Source organism: Martinezella sp. CNPSo 3795, from assembly GCF_057784475.1.
In genome coordinates this window covers 116,687-133,315 of the sequence record NZ_JBXSOQ010000002.1, presented here as the reverse complement: position 1 = coordinate 133,315, position 16,629 = coordinate 116,687, and the positions used below count along the sequence as shown (strand labels likewise).

Genomic DNA, 16,629 nt, shown 5'->3' with positions numbered 1-16,629 from the left:
CCGCACGCTTCGGTTTGTCTTATTTAACCGATTCCATCCTAGCACCTGTGAAGCGGGAGTCCTCCAACCCATCGATTTCGCGCCGGCCTTGTCTCGCAGCTCTCTCGGCATGGCGTCTGAAAATGGCGACTGTGAGAGATAGCTTGCGCGCGCTGGAACAGCCTTACTGTGCGATTTCCACCACGACACGCCCCCTAATTTTGCCCTCGACGATATCCCGAGCGAGGCTCGGAAGCTCGGAGAAGGGCTCGATCCTCGCCAATGTCTCGATCCTTTCCGCTTTCAGGTGTTCGGCGAGGGTCCGCCATGCGCGGATCCGTTTGGGCATTGGCGCCATAACGGAATCAATGCCAAGCAGTGCCACGCCGCGCAGGATATGCGGGAGTACCGTTGCCGGCAGGTCCGCGCCGGCCGCAAGGCCACAGGCGGCAACCGCCCCACCGTAGACGGTCTGCGAAAGTGCGTTTGCGAGCGTCGTCGAGCCGACGGAATCAACCACCCCCACCCAGCGCTCCTTTTGTAGAGGGCCACCCTTTTCTGAAAGCGATGCCCGGTCCACGAAAGCGCTCGCGCCGAGCGATCCGAGATAGTCCCACGTTTCCGGGCGACCGGTCGATGCGGTTACTTTGTAACCCTTGTCCGCAAGCAGGCTGATCGCCACCGAGCCGACACCGCCCGCCGCACCGGTCACGAGAATTTCGCGATCATCGTTGGCGATCGTGCCCCAATCCTCAAGTGCATTGACACAAAGCGCCGCCGTGTAGCCGGCCGTTCCAATTGCCATTGCCTGCGAAAGGCTGAAGGGTTCGGGCAGCGCGATGAGCCATTCCGCTTTCAGGCGCTGAAATCGCGAATATCCGCCCCATTCTGTTTCAGACAGCCCCCATCCGTTGACGATGACCTTGTCGCCAGGCGCCCATTTGTCAGATCGGGATTCAACCACGATTCCGGCAAGGTCGATACCTCCGACCATGGGCGTACGCCGGGCGATCCGCCCTTTGCCGGTCAGGGCCAGACCGTCCTTGTAATTGACGGTCGAATAATGAACCTCGACGAGAACATCATGATCCGGCAGATCGGAGAGTGAAAGCTGGCGGAACCCGGCCTGCGGCTTGCCATCGGCCATGTCGATGACCATTGCCTGGAATGTATCGGACATGCGTCCCCCTTTTCACACTTGAAATCGGCCGTTCGCCTTGTCAGGCCTGAGGCTGCGCCTTCATCCTGTCACGTGCGTCCATCGCGGTTGCGTAGCTGTTGCGAATGTAGGCCAGCAGGTCCGCCAATGCCCTTGTCGCGGTCTCGGTGTCGCGCTTGGCGACGGCCTCCATGATCTGTCGGTGAAAGCCGGCGACCTTGCGGCGCTCGCGAACCCGGAATACGATCATGTTGGTTATGGGGATGAAGGACTCGATCACCGTGTACATCATCAGCTTCAGCGGGCCATTGCAGGTGGAATCCACCAGCGCGCGATGAAAGCGCACGTCGGATGCGCAGAAGTCCTCGTCACTGATCGTCTCATCGCGCTGCATCTCGATCTCTGCCGCCATTCGTTCCAGATCGGCAGCGCCGTGATTTTCGCAGGCGAGCCTGCAACAGATCGTCTCCGTCTCAAGGCGGGCCGTAATAATCTCGTGGATATCGAAGGCGCCGATGCCGACTAGCAGGGTTGCTGCTGCGGTGATCGCCTTGGAAAGCCCTTCCGGATCCGGCCGTTTGACGAAGTTTCCGCCGAGCGGGCCGCGCCTTGAATGGATGAGATTTTGCGCTGCCAGACGTTTCAGCGCCTCGCGCACGGTTGGCCGCGATATGCCGAAGCTTCTCGCGAGATCCTCTTCCGTGGGAAGCCGCTCGTCGATCTTCAGGCGGCCATCCATGATCGCGGACTTTATGTTCTCCGCAACCTGCTTGGCGATGCCAGCCCTCACGACCTCGTCAAATTTCAGCGTCATTGATTGTCACCCTTACCTCGATTTCATAGATGCCACGGCCGCTTCGAAAACGCCACTGAAAATTGAATATAGGTTTGACAAATATCGGATAGACGATAACCTGCGCTTGATCCAGATAACCAAGGGGAACGAAATTGGGCGGATCGACTGGTCGGGCGGAGAGCGCCCAAGGTGCATGCGCGCCTGTCGGCCGGCATGCAGAATTGCTGCGCCGTCTCGACGGAAGGATCGATAGTAAGGCCGTTCTCGCTGGCGACGACGTCGGCGATGGCTATCGTGGTGACGCAACGGACGAGCCCGGAGAGCGCCCCATAATCGTTTTCCGGCCCGCGGATACGGCGGAAGTGTCCGCTATCCTTGAAGAATGCAATCGTCTGAGGCAGCCCGTCGTGGTCCAAGGCGGCAGGACGGGCCTTGCCGGTGGGGCGAGGCCTCAAGTCGACGAAGTGTCGCTTTCGCTTGAGCGAATGGTGAACCTGTCGCCGGTGGATGAGAATGCCGCCACCATCATCGCACAGGCCGGCGTTACGCTTCAGTCGGTACAGGAGGCTGCGGCAGGCCGCGGTCTGTTTTTCGGCGTTGATATCGGCGCGCGCGGCACGTCCACGGTTGGCGGCAATGTTGCCACCAATGCGGGTGGTATTCGTGTCCTGCGCTATGGCATGTATCGGTCGCAGGTTCTGGGGCTTGAGGTTGTGCTGGCGGATGGCTCCGTGCTGACCAGCTTGAAGGGATTGCCCAAGGACAATTCGGGCTTCGATCTCAATCAGCTCTTCGTTGGAAGCGAAGGTGTGCTTGGCGTGGTCACGCGGGCCTGTTTGCGGCTGCATCCTGAGCCGCGGTCGCAAGCGAACGCCTTTTGCGGATCGCCGTCGTTAAGTGCCGCCATTGCCCTTCTAAAGCATTTACGCTCTGCGCTCGGCCCGTCGCTGTCGGCCTTCGAAGTGATTTTTCCGAATGTTTATAACGGGGTTCTGTCGCTGACCGGTGCTCAGCCACCTGTTGCAGCAGGTGCGGGGATGTACGCTCTTGTGGAGATGCAGGGGCAGGACGAGGCCGGTGATCACGCGCGTTTTTCCGAAGCGCTTATGGCGTGCTACGAAAGCGGAATCGTGACGGACGTGGCTGTTTCGGGGTCGCTACGCGAGTATCACGCAATCTGGAAACTTCGCGAGGCTGCCAGTGAATTCATTTTCTCGATGGACCACGTTTCCGGCTTCGATGTCAGCCTGCCCTTGTCCCACATACAGGCCTTCCTTGATGCTGCCAGCCGCGAGATCTCGGCGGCCGATCCGAATGCCGAGATCTATATTTTCGGCCATCTCGGCGATGGCAATTTGCATTTTCTTGTCCGCACTCACCATCATGAGCGGATCGCCGACATAACTCTTTCCGCCGTGATCCGTGCCGATGGCGCGATTTCCGCCGAGCACGGAATTGGCCTTGAGAAGAAGAAGTGGCTGCCTCTCGGGCGAAGTGCCGCCGAGATGAATGCCATGCGCCGCCTGAAGGCCGCCTTCGATCCCAACAATATTCTCAATCCCGGCCGGGTTTTCGATATGCCGTTGCCGGGCGTGCCGGAGCGCGCGTAGATGCAGAACCTGTCCGAGACGGCCCGCGCATTGCCCAGTGAAAAAGGCCCGAGCCTTGATGACCGGTATACGGTCGATCATGGAAAAATCCTCGTGTCGGGCACACAGGCGCTGGTGCGTCTTCCGATGATCCAGCGACAGCGCGATCTGGCAAAGGGCCTCAACACTGCCGGATACGTCTCCGGTTATCGCGGTTCGCCGCTCGCAAGCTTCGACCGCGAGATGGCGCGCGCCAAGACCTATCTCGACCAGAACCATATCCGCTTTCAGCCCGGCCTCAATGAGGACATGGCGGCGACGGCTGTATGGGGAACGCAGCAGACGGCGATGTTCTCCGGCGTCCGCTACGACGGTGTCTTTTCGATGTGGTATGGCAAGGGGCCGGGCGTCGATCGCACCATGGATGTGATCCGGCACGCCAATGCCGTCGGCACCAATCCGAATGGTGGCGTGCTGCTGCTCGTTGGCGACGATCATGGGGCCGTCTCATCGACCTTGCCACATCAGAGTGAGCACAACTTGATATCGGCCATGGTGCCCTTGCTGTCGCCCGCCGGCGTCGCCGAATATATCGACTACGGTTTGCTGGGATTTGCGCTTAGCCGCTATTCGGGTGCATGGATCGGCTTCAAGTGCCAGACGGAGATTGTCGAATGCACGGCAACCGTCGATCTCGATCCGGCTCATCCGGCGATCGTCTATCCGGATGCGCAAGGCAATCTGTCGCTTCGCTGGCCTGACGGGCCGCATGCGATGGAGAGCCGGCTGGAGGACAAGCTTTCTGCCGTCCATAGATTTGCCCGTCAAAACGGGCTCGATCGCACCATCTGGCAGGGGCAGCGCATCAAGGCGCGTCTCGGCATCGTCTCGACCGGAAAGTCCTGGCTCGATCTGATGGGCGCGCTTTCGCGCCTCGGCATAGACGAGCGGCGCGCAGGCGAGCTCGGCATCCGGCTCTACAAGGTTGGCCTTGTCTGGCCAATCGAGCCGGAGGGGATCGCACGGTTTGCCGCCGACGTCGAGACGCTGCTGGTCATCGAAGAAAAGCGTCCGATCATTGAAGACCAGATCAAAGCTTTGCTCTTCAACATGCCGTCCGATGAGAGGCCGAGAGTGTTTGGCAAACTCGGGCCTGCGGGCACGCCGCTTCTGTCCGCCGTCGGTGAGATCGATGCGGTGACCGTCGCTAGGGTCATCCTTGCCGTGCTCGGGCCGCAGGTCGATGATCTCGATAGCCGGTCGCGGGAGATGGAGGCAATTGTTGCAGCCAGCGTGACGGAAAGTCCGGCACTTAGGCGCGATCCATATTTCTGCTCCGGTTGTCCGCACAGTGTATCGACCAGACTGCCTGAGGGAAGCCGTGCATCGACCGGTATCGGATGCCACATGATGGTCATCGGGCTTGAGGACCGGAACACCTCGACCTTTACCCAAATGGGGGGTGAGGGCGGTGCATGGATCGGGCTTTCTCAGTTCACCGATGAAAAGCATATCTTCGTCAACATGGGCGACGGCACCTATTTTCATTCGGGCCTGCTTGCGATCCGGGCCGCCATCGCCGCGAAGGTCAACGCCACTTACAAGATCCTCTATAACGATGCCGTCGCCATGACCGGCGGTCAAAAGCACGATGGTGAGGTCTCTGTTCCCGGTATCGTCGGCCAGATGCTGGCCGAAGGGGCTGCTAGAGTGGCCGTCGTCGCCGAGCGGCCTGAGGTCTGGCGCGGCCGCTTGCCACGCAATGTCACGGTCAACCATCGCGACGAACTCGATCAGGTGCAGCGTGAACTGCGCGAGATCGAGGGGGTGACGGTGCTGGTCTACGATCAGGTCTGTGCAGCAGAGAAGCGCCGGCGTCGCAAGCGCGGGGCACTGGCGGTCTCGGACAAGCGAGCCTTCATCAACGAACTGGTCTGCGAAGGATGCGGCGATTGCTCGGCCGTTTCCAACTGTATCTCGATCGAGCCGCAGGAAACGGAGTTTGGCCGTAAGCGCAAGATCAACCAGTCGAGTTGCAATACCGACCTTTCCTGCATCAAGGGCTTCTGTCCGAGCTTCGTCACGGTGGAGGGCGGAAAGATCAGAAAGCCGGCTGCGAAAGCTCAGCAAGCGACGTTCGATGACATGCCGTTACCTGCTCTGACGGAGATCGGAGCGCAGCCCTATAACATGCTGTTGGCCGGTATCGGCGGGACGGGGGTGATTACCGTCAGCGCTGTCCTCTCAATGGCGGCGCATCTCGATGGCCTTTTTGTGCAAACACTGGATCAGACGGGGCTTGCGCAGAAGAACGGGGCCGTCATTTCGCATCTTCGCGTGGCGCGGAGGGCTGGTGCTTTGTCGTCGGTCCGCATCGGCGTTGGCGAAAGCGATCTGGTGCTCGGCTTCGACATCGTGGTGTCGGCCGGTCGCAATGCGCTATCGACCTTTGGCGCTGGCCGCACGCGCGCCGTTCTCGACAATCACTTCGCGCCGACGGCGTCTTTCGTCCAGAATACGGCGATCGATTTCCAGCAGGAAGCGACGCTCAAAACGTTGCGTCGCGCAGCCGGCGAAGATGCCGTTCACCTCGTCTCGGCGACCGAGCTTGGCGCGGCGCTGATGGGCGATGCGATTGCAGCCAATATGTTCCTGCTTGGTCATGCATGGCAGCGCGGTCTGGTGCCGATCAGCCTTGCCTCCATCGATCAAGCGATTGTACTCAATGGGACCGGCGTTGCGATGAACCGTGCCGCCTTCGGCTGGGGTCGTCGCTCGGTGGTCTCCCCCGATATCGTCGCCGGCGCTGCGGGAGCTGATCTAGCCGAGGTCAGGCCCGCCGAGACACTCGACTCGATCATCGAGCGCCGTGAGGCTTTTCTTGCCGCGTATCAGAGCGCCGCCTACGCACGCCGGTACCGGGCACTGGTCGATGCTGCGCGGCAGGTTGAAAACAGGCTCATGGCCGGCGAGGAGTTTGCAACGGCCGTTGCCCAAAACGCTTTCAGGCTGATGGCCTACAAGGACGAATACGAGGTGGCGCGCCTGCACCGCGACCGGAGCTTCAAGGCTGCGATCGAAGCGCAGTTCGAAGGCGACTTCAGCATCAAGCATCATCTGGCGCCACCAATCCTGTCACGGCGGATCGACAAACGCACCGGAAATCCGGCGAAGATCGCCATCCCGCGGAAAATGATCGGCCCGGCCTTTGCGCTTCTGGAAAAGCTGCGTTTCCTCCGCGGTACGGCGCTGGATCCCTTCGGCTATACCGAAGAGCGCCGGATGGAGCGGCGACTGATCACTGACTATCAGGCGATCATCGAGGATCTCACGAGACAGCTTTCCGTCGAAACGCATGGCCATGCCGTCGCACTTGCCCGGCTGCCGGAAGAGATCAAGGGATTCGGCCCCGTCAAGATGGCGTCGATCGGGCGTTTTGAAAAGAAGATGGCGGCCTTGCTTGCAACGCCGGCCAATGACGAGAAACGAACAGGGATGCCGGATCAGGACACGGCTAAGAGGAAAAGCATATGAGCACTTCCGATACCTTCGAGACGATCCTTTACGAGAAGGACGGCCACGATAAATTCGCGACGATCACTATCAATCGTCCTGAAAAGCTCAATGCGATGAACAAGACGACGGTGCACGAAATCGACCGCGCCGTCGCCATGGCTGTCGCCGACAAGGAGGTCAACGCGCTCATCATCACGGGGGCGGGTCGCGCATTCTCCTCCGGCTATGATCTTCAAGGCGCCGATTACGATGTCGATATCGAGGACTGGCATGCGGACATGTCGGAGAACGCCCAGGCGCTCCTCAACATCTGGAAGGCACCGATCCCGGTCATCGCGTCCGTGAACGGTTATGCGCTTGCGGGTGCGCTTGAGCTGATGATGGCCTGCGATCTGGCCATCGCCAGCGATAATGCGAAGTTCGGCGAGCCGGAGGTGCGACACAATTCCGGCCCGCCGGCACTGTTCATGCCCTGGCTGCTGGCTACCCGTGACGTGCGTTGGCTGATGTATACAGGCGATTTGGTCGATGCCGAGGAGGCCTTGCGCATGCACCTCATCAACAAGATCGTGCCCGCCGATCAATTGAGGGAAAAGACCGAGAACCTGGCCCGCAAGCTGGCCCGCATGCCCGTGCCGGCCATCAAGTTCGCCAAGTCCTCCATCAACAACCAGCAGATGGCCGCTGGCCTGATGACATCCTTCGATTTCAACGTCCACGCTATCGCCGCCCTGCATGTTAGTCGCGATGGGCAGGAGTGGATGCGCAATCTGCAGAAGATGTCGCTGAAGGAATATCTCGAGTTCCGCGATGCCCCGTTCAAGGGGCTCGACTGACCCTGTTTTACGATATCGCCCGGCGGCACCCATCCAGTGCTACCGCCACCGCCGATCAAGGAAGGAGGCATCCAGGATGCAGACGATCATAGCGCCGGATGAGGTGCAGGACGCAATCCCCGTCATCGATATTGCACCATTCATCGCAGGCGCGGAAGCCGGCCGGAAGGTCGTCGCTGCCATCGAGGATGCCTGCCGTCGAACCGGCTTCTTTCTCGTTACGGGGCACGGCGTCAGGGCTGACGTGACAACCCGTCTTTATAACCTCGCTCGCGATTTCTTCGATGAGCCGCCGGAGTGGAAGATCGGGCAGGGAAGGGGAACATCGATAGAGGGTGGAGTTGCCTTCTCGCCGATCGCCGACGAGGCGCTTGCGGCGACGCTCGGCATCAAGACGCCGGGCGATTACAAGGAAAGTCTGAACTTTGGCCCGCGCCTGCCTGGCGATCTATGGCCAACAAGGCCGGAAGGGCTGGAACAGGCCTTCGCCGACTATTTCACAGAGATGGAAAAGCTTGCGGGCCATTTGCGCCGGGCATTCTGCGAGGCGATAGGCCTCGCCCCGGATTATTTCGAGCCGGCGTTTGAAAACCACCTCTCGGCGCTACGGGTGATCAATTATCCTGAGCAGAAGGAGAGTCCGCTTCCGGGGCAGCTCCGTGCCGGCGTTCACACCGATTACGGCTTCATGACCATCCTGCGTTCGGAAGCCTCTCCGGGCGGACTGCAGGTGAAAAACCGGGAGGGTGACTGGCTGGATGCACCGAATGTCGAAGGCGCCTATGTCATCAATATCGGCGATGCCTTCATGCGCTGGTCCAACGATGAATGGCTGTCCACGCCGCATAGGGTCGCCAATCCGCCCAGTGCTTTCAAGGGAACGACGCGTCGCCAGTCCATCCCGTTCTTCCTCAATCCGTCCAGGGACACCGTGATTGAATGCCTCCCGCCTTTTGCAGCAAAGGGCGCCGCCAAATACGAGCCGATCACCTACGGCGACTACATTTCACTGAAGACCAGCCAGGCCTTCAGCAAGATCTGATGGCAAGAAGCGGAATGCCGCCTGCCCCGCAATGCATGACCAAGTCAGAACCAGTTTGAGGGAACGTCGATGATGAACATGAACAGGCGGCAGGTTCTTGCCGGAATGGGTGGAGTGACAGCGGCGGCCATGGTTGGCCTGCCGGCATGGGCGCAATCCAAGACACTTGTCGTGCCGACGCTCGGCGGCGCATGGGAGCAGTTTTGGCGCCAGACGCTGGCACCGGCCTTCACTCAAAAAAGCGGCGCGCAGGTGACGCTGGATGCGGGCAACGGGCGTGTCTGGAGCGCCAACCTGCGGGCGGCAGGGCCGCAGAAGCCGCCATATTCGATCCTGATGACCAATGAGGCATTCGCATCGAGCCTGCGCAAGGAAGGCTTCTTCGAAAAGCTCGATCTGGCGAAGTTGCTAAACTATGCCGACCTCTATCCGCTTGCCAAGAAGACCGACGGCTGGGGTGCCGTGGCCATGGTATCGCCGATCGGCCTCGCCTATCGCACGGACATGGTCCAGACGCCACCGAAAGCCTGGAAGGACCTCTGGGACAACCCGGAGTTCAAGGGGCGCATCGGACTCTACAATTTTGCCAATACGGCCGGCAAGATGGAACTGATGCTGGCTTCCAAGATCTTCGGCAAGGATCAATATGATGCAGATGCCGGCTTCAAGGCGCTGGAAAAGCTTGGCCCGGTCATCCAGGCCGATTTCAACCTTTCCACCGGCATCGCGTCCGGAGAATTCGTCGTCGCTCCCTTCGATTTCGGCGAAGTGGCGCGTCTGCGCGGCCAGGGTCTTCCAATTGACGTCATCGTGCCGGAAGAGGGGCTTTTGATGTTCGATCAGACCCTCAACATTCTCGCAAACGGTCCCGAGAAGGATCTGGCCTACCAGTACGCCAACTTCCTTCTGTCACCTGACGGCCAGCTGCCGCTGATGAAGCAGTTCTTCGTCTCGCCAACCAATGCGAAGGTTGTCGTCCCTGACGATCTGAAAAAGGACGTGCCGATTTCCGGTGAAGTGATGGACAAGATTCTCACCTGGGACTGGGACTTCATGAACGAGAAGCAGGCAGGCTTTGCCGAGACCTGGGCCAAGATCATGAAATGATCTTTGTCTTCTTCATCAGGCCACAAAGGATCGCCTTGTTGGGGCGGTCCAGCATTCTTCCCTGACGCAGCGAGATTTGCGGTACGCCGCACAGACAATCTGGAAGATCGATCATGACCGAGGTGAGCATCGAAGGGCTGACCAAGCATTACGGAGCCTCGCGCGCCGTCAACGGCATTTCCGTCAAGATAGGGCAGGGGGAATTCATCTCGCTGCTCGGGCCTTCGGGATGCGGCAAGACGACGACGCTGAAGATGATTGCCGGTTTCGAGGATGTCACATCCGGCGCCATTCGCTTCGATGGACAGGATGTCTCCCATGTGCCGGCTGAAAAGCGCGATATCGGCATGGTGTTCCAGAACTATGCGCTCTTCCCGCACATGACCGTGGCGCAGAACCTCGCCTTCGGGCTGGAAATGCGCAGGATTTCGCGGCCGGAAATCGCGATCCGCACGGCCAAGGTTCTGGATATGGTGCAGCTATCCGGATATGCCGACCGCTATCCGCGCCAATTGTCCGGCGGGCAGCAGCAGCGCGTGGCGCTTGCCCGTGCGCTGGTCATCGAACCGCGTATCCTGTTGCTCGATGAGCCGCTTGCCAATCTCGATGCCAAGCTTCGTGACGAAATGCGGGTCTTCATACGCGACCTGCAGAAGCGCGTGGGCATTACCACGGTTTATGTGACCCACGATCAGGCCGAAGCAATGACGATGTCGGACAGGATCGTCGTGATGTTCGGCGGGCAGATTGCGCAGTATGGCGCCCCGTCTGATGTTTATGATCGACCGGCAAGCCTGGAAGTCGCGCAGTTCGTCGGGCAGGTGAATACATTGCCCGGCCGCCTGAAGGGCAGGACCGATGACGGTACGTCGGTCGTCGAAACCGCACTTGGAACGGCGAATGTCAAGGGTACCCTGCCGTCGAACGACGGCTCTATCCCCGTATTGCTGCGGCCGGAGGCCATCGAACTTGCGGCTGCGGGCGGCGATGGCTCGGGCATCATCGCAACGGTTTCGCAGAGCTATTATTCTGGCAGTCTGATCGACTATCGGCTGGTGCTCGAAGGCGGCGAAACGCTGAGCGTCCAGACCTTCCCGCGAAGCCGCTTCCAGCCGGGTGATCGCGTGACGGTGAAGGTTGACAGCGAGCGTTTCTGGGTGCCGGGAACGATCGCATGATGCGCCGTACCAGATCCGCCTATCCGCTTCTCCTGATTGCGCCCTCGGCATTGCTCCTCGGGCTGTTTCTTGTTCTGCCTTATCTCAATATTGTGGTGATGAGCCTGCGCAACCCGGCCAACGGCTCGCCCTATGCGCCCGGATTCACGATCGGCAATTACCTGAGGCTGGCGACCGATACGTTCTACATGCAGCAGGTGGCGAACACGCTCATGATCGGTCTGGTCACGACCCTTGCTTGCCTCATTCTCGGTTTTCCGGTTGCCTGGCAGCTGTCGCGCGAGAAGATGCGATTTCGCGGCCTTGCCTATGGGCTCGTGCTGTCGCCGCTTCTCGTCGGCATTGTCATCCGCAGTTACGGGTGGACGATCCTTCTTGGGAATAACGGCATCATCAATAAGACGCTGATGAATTTGGGCCTGATCGAGCGTCCGGTCGGGCTGATGTACAACGCACTCGGCATCGTCATTGCGCTCGTCCACGTCTTCCTGCCCTTCATGATCCTGCCGTTGATGAGCGCGCTGCAAGGGATCGACCCGTCGTTGAAGTCGGCCGCACGGTCGCTTGGCGCGGGAAAGCTGACGGTCTTCAGGCGCGTAATCCTGCCGCTGGCCATGCCGGGTATCCAGGCGGGCTGCATTCTGGTGTTCGTGCTTTCATTGAGCGCCTATGTGACTCCCGCCCTGATCGGTGGCCTGAGGGTGAAGACGATGGCAGTCAGCGTCGTCGACGCGCTGATCGACACATTCCAGTGGCCGTTCGGCTCCGCCATGGCGCTCACGCTTTCGCTTGCCGGAGCGGTGATCGTCGTGATCTTCGCGCGGCTTACCCGCATGAAATGGAAGATGAGTTGATGTCCAAACATATGTTGAATGGCTATTGCCTCATCATCTACGGCTTTCTACTGCTGCCCATTCTCGTGGTCGTCGGTGCCTCCTTCAACGCGGGGGCATTTCTGACCTTTCCGCCGCAGGGTCTCTCATTTCGGTGGTATGTCGTCTTCTTCCACAACGATGTCTTCTGGCGTGCCATCCGAACCTCGCTTTGGGTCGCGGCCGTGTCGACCGCAATTTCAGGTGTCATCGGCACGATGGCTGCAATGTTCTACGTGCAGCATGCGGGGCGATGGAAGGAGAGTGTCCGGCTTGCGATGCTGTTGCCACTGCTCTTGCCGGAGGTTCTGACGGCGATCTCGCTTCTGTTCTTTGTCTACACGATCGGCATCGGCACGACGACAATGGCCGGCATGCTGATCGGGCATGTGCTCATGACGCTACCCTTCGTCTTCATCAACGTGTCCGCGGCGATGGAAGCCTATGAACCGTCGTGGAGCCTTGCCGCCCGCAGCCTCGGTGCCGGACCATTCACCCGCTTCAGACGCATCATGCTGCCGTTGATCAAGCCCGGCGTCATCGGCGGCTGCCTGTTCGCGTTCATCATCTCGTTTGACCTCTTCACTATATCGTTCATGTTGAAGAATGTCGGAACGGCCACGCTTCCGATCCAGATCTACGATTATCTCAGAACAAACTTTACCCCGGAGGCGGCGGCAGTATCGACGTTGTCTATCGCTATGACGGTGGTCGTGGTCGTCGTCTCTGAAAAGCTTTTTGGTTTGCGGATACACCGTTTTTAAATAGCTTTCGATCCTATGAACATCACTGTCGCAGAACCTAGGTTATGTGGAATGAGAGTGCCCGCGATGGTCGTCCGGCATTAGTGATTGCGCCGGCAGTGACGAAGCACCATAATCCGAAGTTATGTGCCGAGGTCAGAATTGTCAGTCATTAGAATTTTGAACAAGGTGTCGTCGGTTCAGATCCCATCAAGAGCGCAATTCACTCCTCGCAGGATCTCGGCGTTGGCCGCGCGGTGCGCGCGCTGGCAGTTTGTTCGGCGCTTTGAACAGCGTGGCTAGTTTGCCCGCAATGGGGGTTCCGATGCCGCTGCACGGGTCAGGGCCGATGCGAGCGCGAAAATAACCGTTGTCGCCTTGAGTGATGTCGTTGAAGCATGTGTGGTTGAGCCAAAGCTGCGGCGTCACGAAGCCGAGCTTGCGGCCGAAGGCGGCAAACAGCCCGGCATAAAGCGGTGCCACGGCGCTGGTGCCGCCGATTACTTCTTGTCGGCCGTGGACGAAGATATTGTATCCCGTAGATGGCGCGGCATTAGCCGAGACGTCAGGTATCATGCGCCCCGGTCCGTGCGGCGCCCCCGCCTGCCATGTCGGCATTGGCTGGAACAGCTTGGAAAAGCCGCCGCCTGTCCCCGAGCCATTTGGATTACCGGGGTCGTCGTTCCAGACGGTCTCTTCCGCATTGGCGTGAGGCTTCATGGTACCGCCGCAGCCAACCACGAACGGACAGGAGGATGGGAGATCGACATTGGCGGAGTCCGCCCCGCCGTCAGACGAATCATTGTCGCCCGAAGCCGCGAAGATGATCATGCCGGTCTTCGCGGCTGCCTCCGCCGACGTGCTAAGTCTGTCGGGATAGTCGATGCCCACTGCCGCGGCCGCCGCCTTCCAGTTGGCCTCGTCCGAACCCCAGGAGATCGAGCAGACGTCACAGCCGTCGGCCGCAGCCGCGGTGATGGCGGACGCCATCGAGCCCCAGTCGTTGGCGTCCGCCCAGTAGATCCGGATGCTTGCGGCTTCGCCGGTGGCGACGGAATATGCGGCGGCTGCGACTTCGATGTCGAGTGCAACCTCGCGGTCGGGATCGGCGGCAGGGTCACCCGAGTGCTTGTTCGGATCATTGTGGCCGGGTCCGATCGGCACGTCGACGATGTTCGGCACCGGCAGGCCCGTCGAGCGGAAATAAGTGTCGATATCCTTCTGGACCCAACCGCCGCTGAACTCGATGATCGCAATCACGCCGCCGCCGGCGAGGTCGCTCGGCCAGGAATAGGCCCGGCACAGATCCGACACTTCCCAGGGCTCCGCGCCTGCCGCGGCCGGGCGGAAGGCGCCGGTGCCCATGCCAGGTAGCTTGAAATAGGGCCGGATGATATTGGGCACTAAATGCGACAGCTTTGCCCTGGCGCGCAGACGCGCACGGCGCGTGCCAACGGCACGGTCATACATGGCAGCGAGATCGGCTTTCATGGCCGTTCGTGAAGCACTGTCGAGATAGATCATATGTCCGGAGGGATAGTTCTGGATCGTCAGATTACGGCGCACCTGGGCGTCCTCGAGCGGCATCGCATCCAAGGTGAGCCTGGTCTGGAAAAAGGGCGTCACCGAATCGTAGTAGCCGTTGGCCGAGAGCACCAGTAGGTCGGGGTTGGCGGCCATGGTGGCGGCAAGATCGCCGGCCGTATAGAGCGTCGGGTTACCCTGGCGGTCCGGCTTCTGGACCGCGCCCGTCGGATCGGTGTGGCTGAAATCCCAAAACTGGAACGCCTGGTCGTTGAGGTCAACGAAGTTCGAGGTGGCGGTGAACTTAAGGTCGTTGTTGAGATAGCTGTTCCACATAGTGGTGTAGACGCCGCCCACGGCCGCCATGGTGGGGTCGTTCATACCACCGTCAGGCGAAACGATAGCCGCGATCCCCGTGTCGATCCCCGTCACTCGCCCGTCGTAGGCGCCAAGTGCCAGACCCCGATCCTGCAGAAGCGCGACTAGGAAGGCGGAATGGCCGAGCCGGTCGGCAGTCTCTACGTTCAGCCGCCAGGCCTCGAGCATATTGGCGGGAAGGCCTAGATAGCGGCTCAGCGTCTCCTTGGCGATTGGATCCGCCTTCGGAAAAGCCTTGAGTGCTTCGGCGTAGGGACCCTCGGCGAACTGCGTCACGGTCTCCATGAATGAAGCGAGGTCCGCCGGCGGCGGCTCGATGCCGGTCTTTTTGTGAAACCAAGCGTCGGCGGCAAAGGTCGGCATCAAGCCGACGGCGTTGGAGAAATTCGCCGGGTAGTCGAGCACGCTGGACTGCAGCGTGATGCCGTTGAGGTCGAGGCCATCCTCGTGCAGCAGCCAGGCGAGCACGCAGCTGCGAGCCGTGCCGTAGGATTCGCCCAACAGGAAGCGCGGCGAGTTCCAGCGATTGAAGGCGCTGAGATAACGCTTGATGAATTGCTTGATCGAGACGGCGTCTTGATCGACGCCCCAAAAATCCCTGTTCTTGAAAGGTGCGATTGCCGCGGAATAACCGGTGCCAACCGGATTGATATAGACCAAATCGCTGCGGTCGATCAGGCTATCGGGATTATCCTCCATGGCGTAGGGCGGGGGCGGCGTGAACTCCGGCATGCTGGTTCTGATGCGCCTGGGTGCAAAGGAACCGAGCAGAAGGAAGACCGACGAGGAACCTGGGCCGCCATTGTAAAAGAAGGTCACCGGACGGGTTGTGACATCCAGGCCGTCCGCCGTAAAAGCCACATAGAAGAACTTTGCGGCGGGTTTCGAGCTCGACGGATCAACGGTGACGAGATGGCCTACAGTCGCGGTATAGGGAATAGAAATCCCGTTCACCATAGCCACATGATGAGTAATGGCTGCGTTCTCGGTCGCGTCTGAAATCGCGTCGTCCGGTCCGGATCCGTAAGCCGTGCTGTCAAGGAATGGCTGATCTTGTTGATGCTGACCAATCCCCGAGCCGTTGTTGACCGTCTTCGCCATGGCCGACCTTCAAACCTTGAGTTCACGTCAACCGATATCGTCCGGCTGACCCCAGTTACGAATGTCTTTCCTGCTGAATCTGGTAAAGTCCGATATTATACTTCTGAAAGTTGCAAAAAGTCGCCGCTATATTGTACCGCTGTTTCGCGTAGCCGACAAGTTTTGAGCTAATTCCGCTAAACCGACAAGGGGTTCTGCCGACGTCGCCGTTCGCTCGTCATGTCGTCGTCGACCACATTGATTGCCGAAGAGACAGGTGGCAAGGAGGCGGGGTCGCCGCCTTGCGCGGCACCTCTGCCGCTCGGCAGACGCCAACCTTCGCCTAGCTGGACGTCCATGCATGCTGAGCGCACGGTCCGGTGTGCCGATATTTAGCTCGCCGACCGAAAGTGCCGTCAACAGCCTCCTCAATGCCCGCATGAACAAGAAGCGCCAGAAGCGCTGGTCACCGATTGGCGCTCATCGGGTCTTGCGGGTCCGAGCCATCGTCGTGGACGGTCGCCTCGAGCAGGTAGAGCTCAGTCTTGCAGCGTAACCCCATCCTTTTTCCACTCTCCTTGCAATTCCGGCTTCCGCGAATCAAATGTAGTTGCGCAACCACAAATTCCGGGGTCACGAACTTTGGAGCTTATCATGACCGTCACCATGCTTTCAGGCCGTGAACTCAATCAGGATCTTGGGCGCGCGAAGCGGGCCGCGCACGTCCTCTTGTCGTTCGACGAGTACAAGCGGGTTACCGGCAAAATGCGGATCCTCGGTGACATGCTGGCCGCGCCAGGAGAAGACGCCTGGTAGTGCCGTGTTCTGAA

At 59.9% G+C, this 16,629-nt stretch carries 12 protein-coding genes and 1 pseudogene; 10 read left to right on the top strand and 3 right to left on the bottom strand.

Going from position 1 to position 16,629, the window contains the following annotated elements; genetic code table 11:
- Nucleotides 1–163: 163 nt before the first annotated feature.
- Nucleotides 164–1,159: an MDR family oxidoreductase gene (locus AC13QY_RS05490; protein ID WP_488492830.1), complete on the bottom strand. Its 996-nt coding sequence runs from the start codon at nt 1,157–1,159 to the stop codon at nt 164–166.
- 40 nt (nt 1,160–1,199) lie between these two features.
- A complete protein-coding gene (locus tag AC13QY_RS05485) occupies nt 1,200–1,952 on the bottom strand; it encodes a FadR/GntR family transcriptional regulator (RefSeq protein ID WP_488492829.1) in 753 nt (250 codons plus the stop codon).
- 134 nt (nt 1,953–2,086) lie between these two features.
- On the opposite strand from AC13QY_RS05485, the gene AC13QY_RS05480 reads away from it, so the two are divergent.
- From AC13QY_RS05480 to AC13QY_RS05445, 8 genes are all read left to right on the top strand, one after another.
- Nucleotides 2,087–3,544 carry an FAD-binding oxidoreductase gene (locus AC13QY_RS05480; RefSeq protein ID WP_488492828.1) on the top strand — a complete coding sequence of 486 codons (1,458 nt, stop codon included), beginning with the start codon at nt 2,087–2,089 and terminating at the stop codon, nt 3,542–3,544.
- Complete coding sequence (locus AC13QY_RS05475; protein ID WP_488492827.1) at nt 3,545–7,057, top strand: indolepyruvate ferredoxin oxidoreductase family protein; 3,513 nt, start codon at nt 3,545–3,547, stop codon at nt 7,055–7,057.
- A complete protein-coding gene (locus AC13QY_RS05470; RefSeq protein ID WP_488492826.1) occupies nt 7,054–7,875 on the top strand; it encodes an enoyl-CoA hydratase/isomerase family protein in 822 nt (273 codons plus the stop codon). Before AC13QY_RS05475 ends, AC13QY_RS05470 begins: the two co-directional genes overlap by 4 nt.
- 76 nt (nt 7,876–7,951) lie before the next feature.
- Nucleotides 7,952–8,917: a 2OG-Fe(II) oxygenase family protein gene (locus AC13QY_RS05465; RefSeq protein WP_113353638.1), complete on the top strand. Its 966-nt coding sequence runs from the start codon at nt 7,952–7,954 to the stop codon at nt 8,915–8,917.
- Between the two features lie 69 nt (nt 8,918–8,986).
- A complete protein-coding gene (locus tag AC13QY_RS05460) occupies nt 8,987–10,024 on the top strand; it encodes an ABC transporter substrate-binding protein (RefSeq protein ID WP_488492825.1) in 1,038 nt (345 codons plus the stop codon).
- A 113-nt stretch (nt 10,025–10,137) separates the two neighbouring features.
- On the top strand, nt 10,138–11,202 hold the full coding sequence (locus AC13QY_RS05455; RefSeq protein ID WP_488492824.1) for an ABC transporter ATP-binding protein: 1,065 nt from the start codon (nt 10,138–10,140) through the stop codon (nt 11,200–11,202).
- Complete coding sequence (locus tag AC13QY_RS05450; RefSeq protein ID WP_488492823.1) at nt 11,199–12,056, top strand: ABC transporter permease; 858 nt, start codon at nt 11,199–11,201, stop codon at nt 12,054–12,056. Before AC13QY_RS05455 ends, AC13QY_RS05450 begins: the two co-directional genes overlap by 4 nt.
- Nucleotides 12,056–12,838 (top strand): ABC transporter permease, encoded by a 783-nt coding sequence (locus AC13QY_RS05445; protein ID WP_488492822.1) that lies wholly within the window; start codon nt 12,056–12,058, stop codon nt 12,836–12,838. Before AC13QY_RS05450 ends, AC13QY_RS05445 begins: the two co-directional genes overlap by 1 nt.
- Nucleotides 12,839–13,027: 189 nt before the next feature.
- Here the strand turns inward: AC13QY_RS05445 and AC13QY_RS05440 are convergent, their stop codons facing one another.
- Nucleotides 13,028–15,820 (bottom strand): S10 family serine carboxypeptidase-like protein, encoded by a 2,793-nt coding sequence (locus AC13QY_RS05440; protein WP_488492821.1) that lies wholly within the window; start codon nt 15,818–15,820, stop codon nt 13,028–13,030.
- A gap of 355 nt (nt 15,821–16,175) precedes the next feature.
- On the opposite strand from AC13QY_RS05440, the pseudogene AC13QY_RS05435 reads away from it, so the two are divergent.
- Nucleotides 16,176–16,355: pseudogene (locus AC13QY_RS05435) on the top strand (ISKra4 family transposase); the annotation flags it as partial.
- A 98-nt stretch (nt 16,356–16,453) separates the two neighbouring features.
- On the top strand, nt 16,454–16,615 hold the full coding sequence (locus AC13QY_RS05430) for a hypothetical protein (protein WP_488492820.1): 162 nt from the start codon (nt 16,454–16,456) through the stop codon (nt 16,613–16,615).
- Nucleotides 16,616–16,629 lie beyond the last annotated feature (14 nt).

Bases quoted from the DNA above. Each gene is read 5' to 3' on its own strand.
- AC13QY_RS05490 (WP_488492830.1), bottom strand. From the start codon at position 1,159: ATGTCCGATACATTCCAGGCAATGGTCATCGACATGGCCGATGGCAAG.
- AC13QY_RS05485 (WP_488492829.1), bottom strand. From the start codon at position 1,952: ATGACGCTGAAATTTGACGAGGTCGTGAGGGCTGGCATCGCCAAGCAG.
- AC13QY_RS05475 (WP_488492827.1), top strand. From the start codon at position 3,545: ATGCAGAACCTGTCCGAGACGGCCCGCGCATTGCCCAGTGAAAAAGGC.
- AC13QY_RS05470 (WP_488492826.1), top strand. From the start codon at position 7,054: ATGAGCACTTCCGATACCTTCGAGACGATCCTTTACGAGAAGGACGGC.
- AC13QY_RS05465 (WP_113353638.1), top strand. From the start codon at position 7,952: ATGCAGACGATCATAGCGCCGGATGAGGTGCAGGACGCAATCCCCGTC.
- AC13QY_RS05460 (WP_488492825.1), top strand. From the start codon at position 8,987: ATGATGAACATGAACAGGCGGCAGGTTCTTGCCGGAATGGGTGGAGTG.
- AC13QY_RS05455 (WP_488492824.1), top strand. From the start codon at position 10,138: ATGACCGAGGTGAGCATCGAAGGGCTGACCAAGCATTACGGAGCCTCG.
- AC13QY_RS05450 (WP_488492823.1), top strand. From the start codon at position 11,199: ATGATGCGCCGTACCAGATCCGCCTATCCGCTTCTCCTGATTGCGCCC.
- AC13QY_RS05445 (WP_488492822.1), top strand. From the start codon at position 12,056: ATGTCCAAACATATGTTGAATGGCTATTGCCTCATCATCTACGGCTTT.
- AC13QY_RS05440 (WP_488492821.1), bottom strand. From the start codon at position 15,820: ATGGCGAAGACGGTCAACAACGGCTCGGGGATTGGTCAGCATCAACAA.
- AC13QY_RS05430 (WP_488492820.1), top strand. From the start codon at position 16,454: ATGACCGTCACCATGCTTTCAGGCCGTGAACTCAATCAGGATCTTGGG.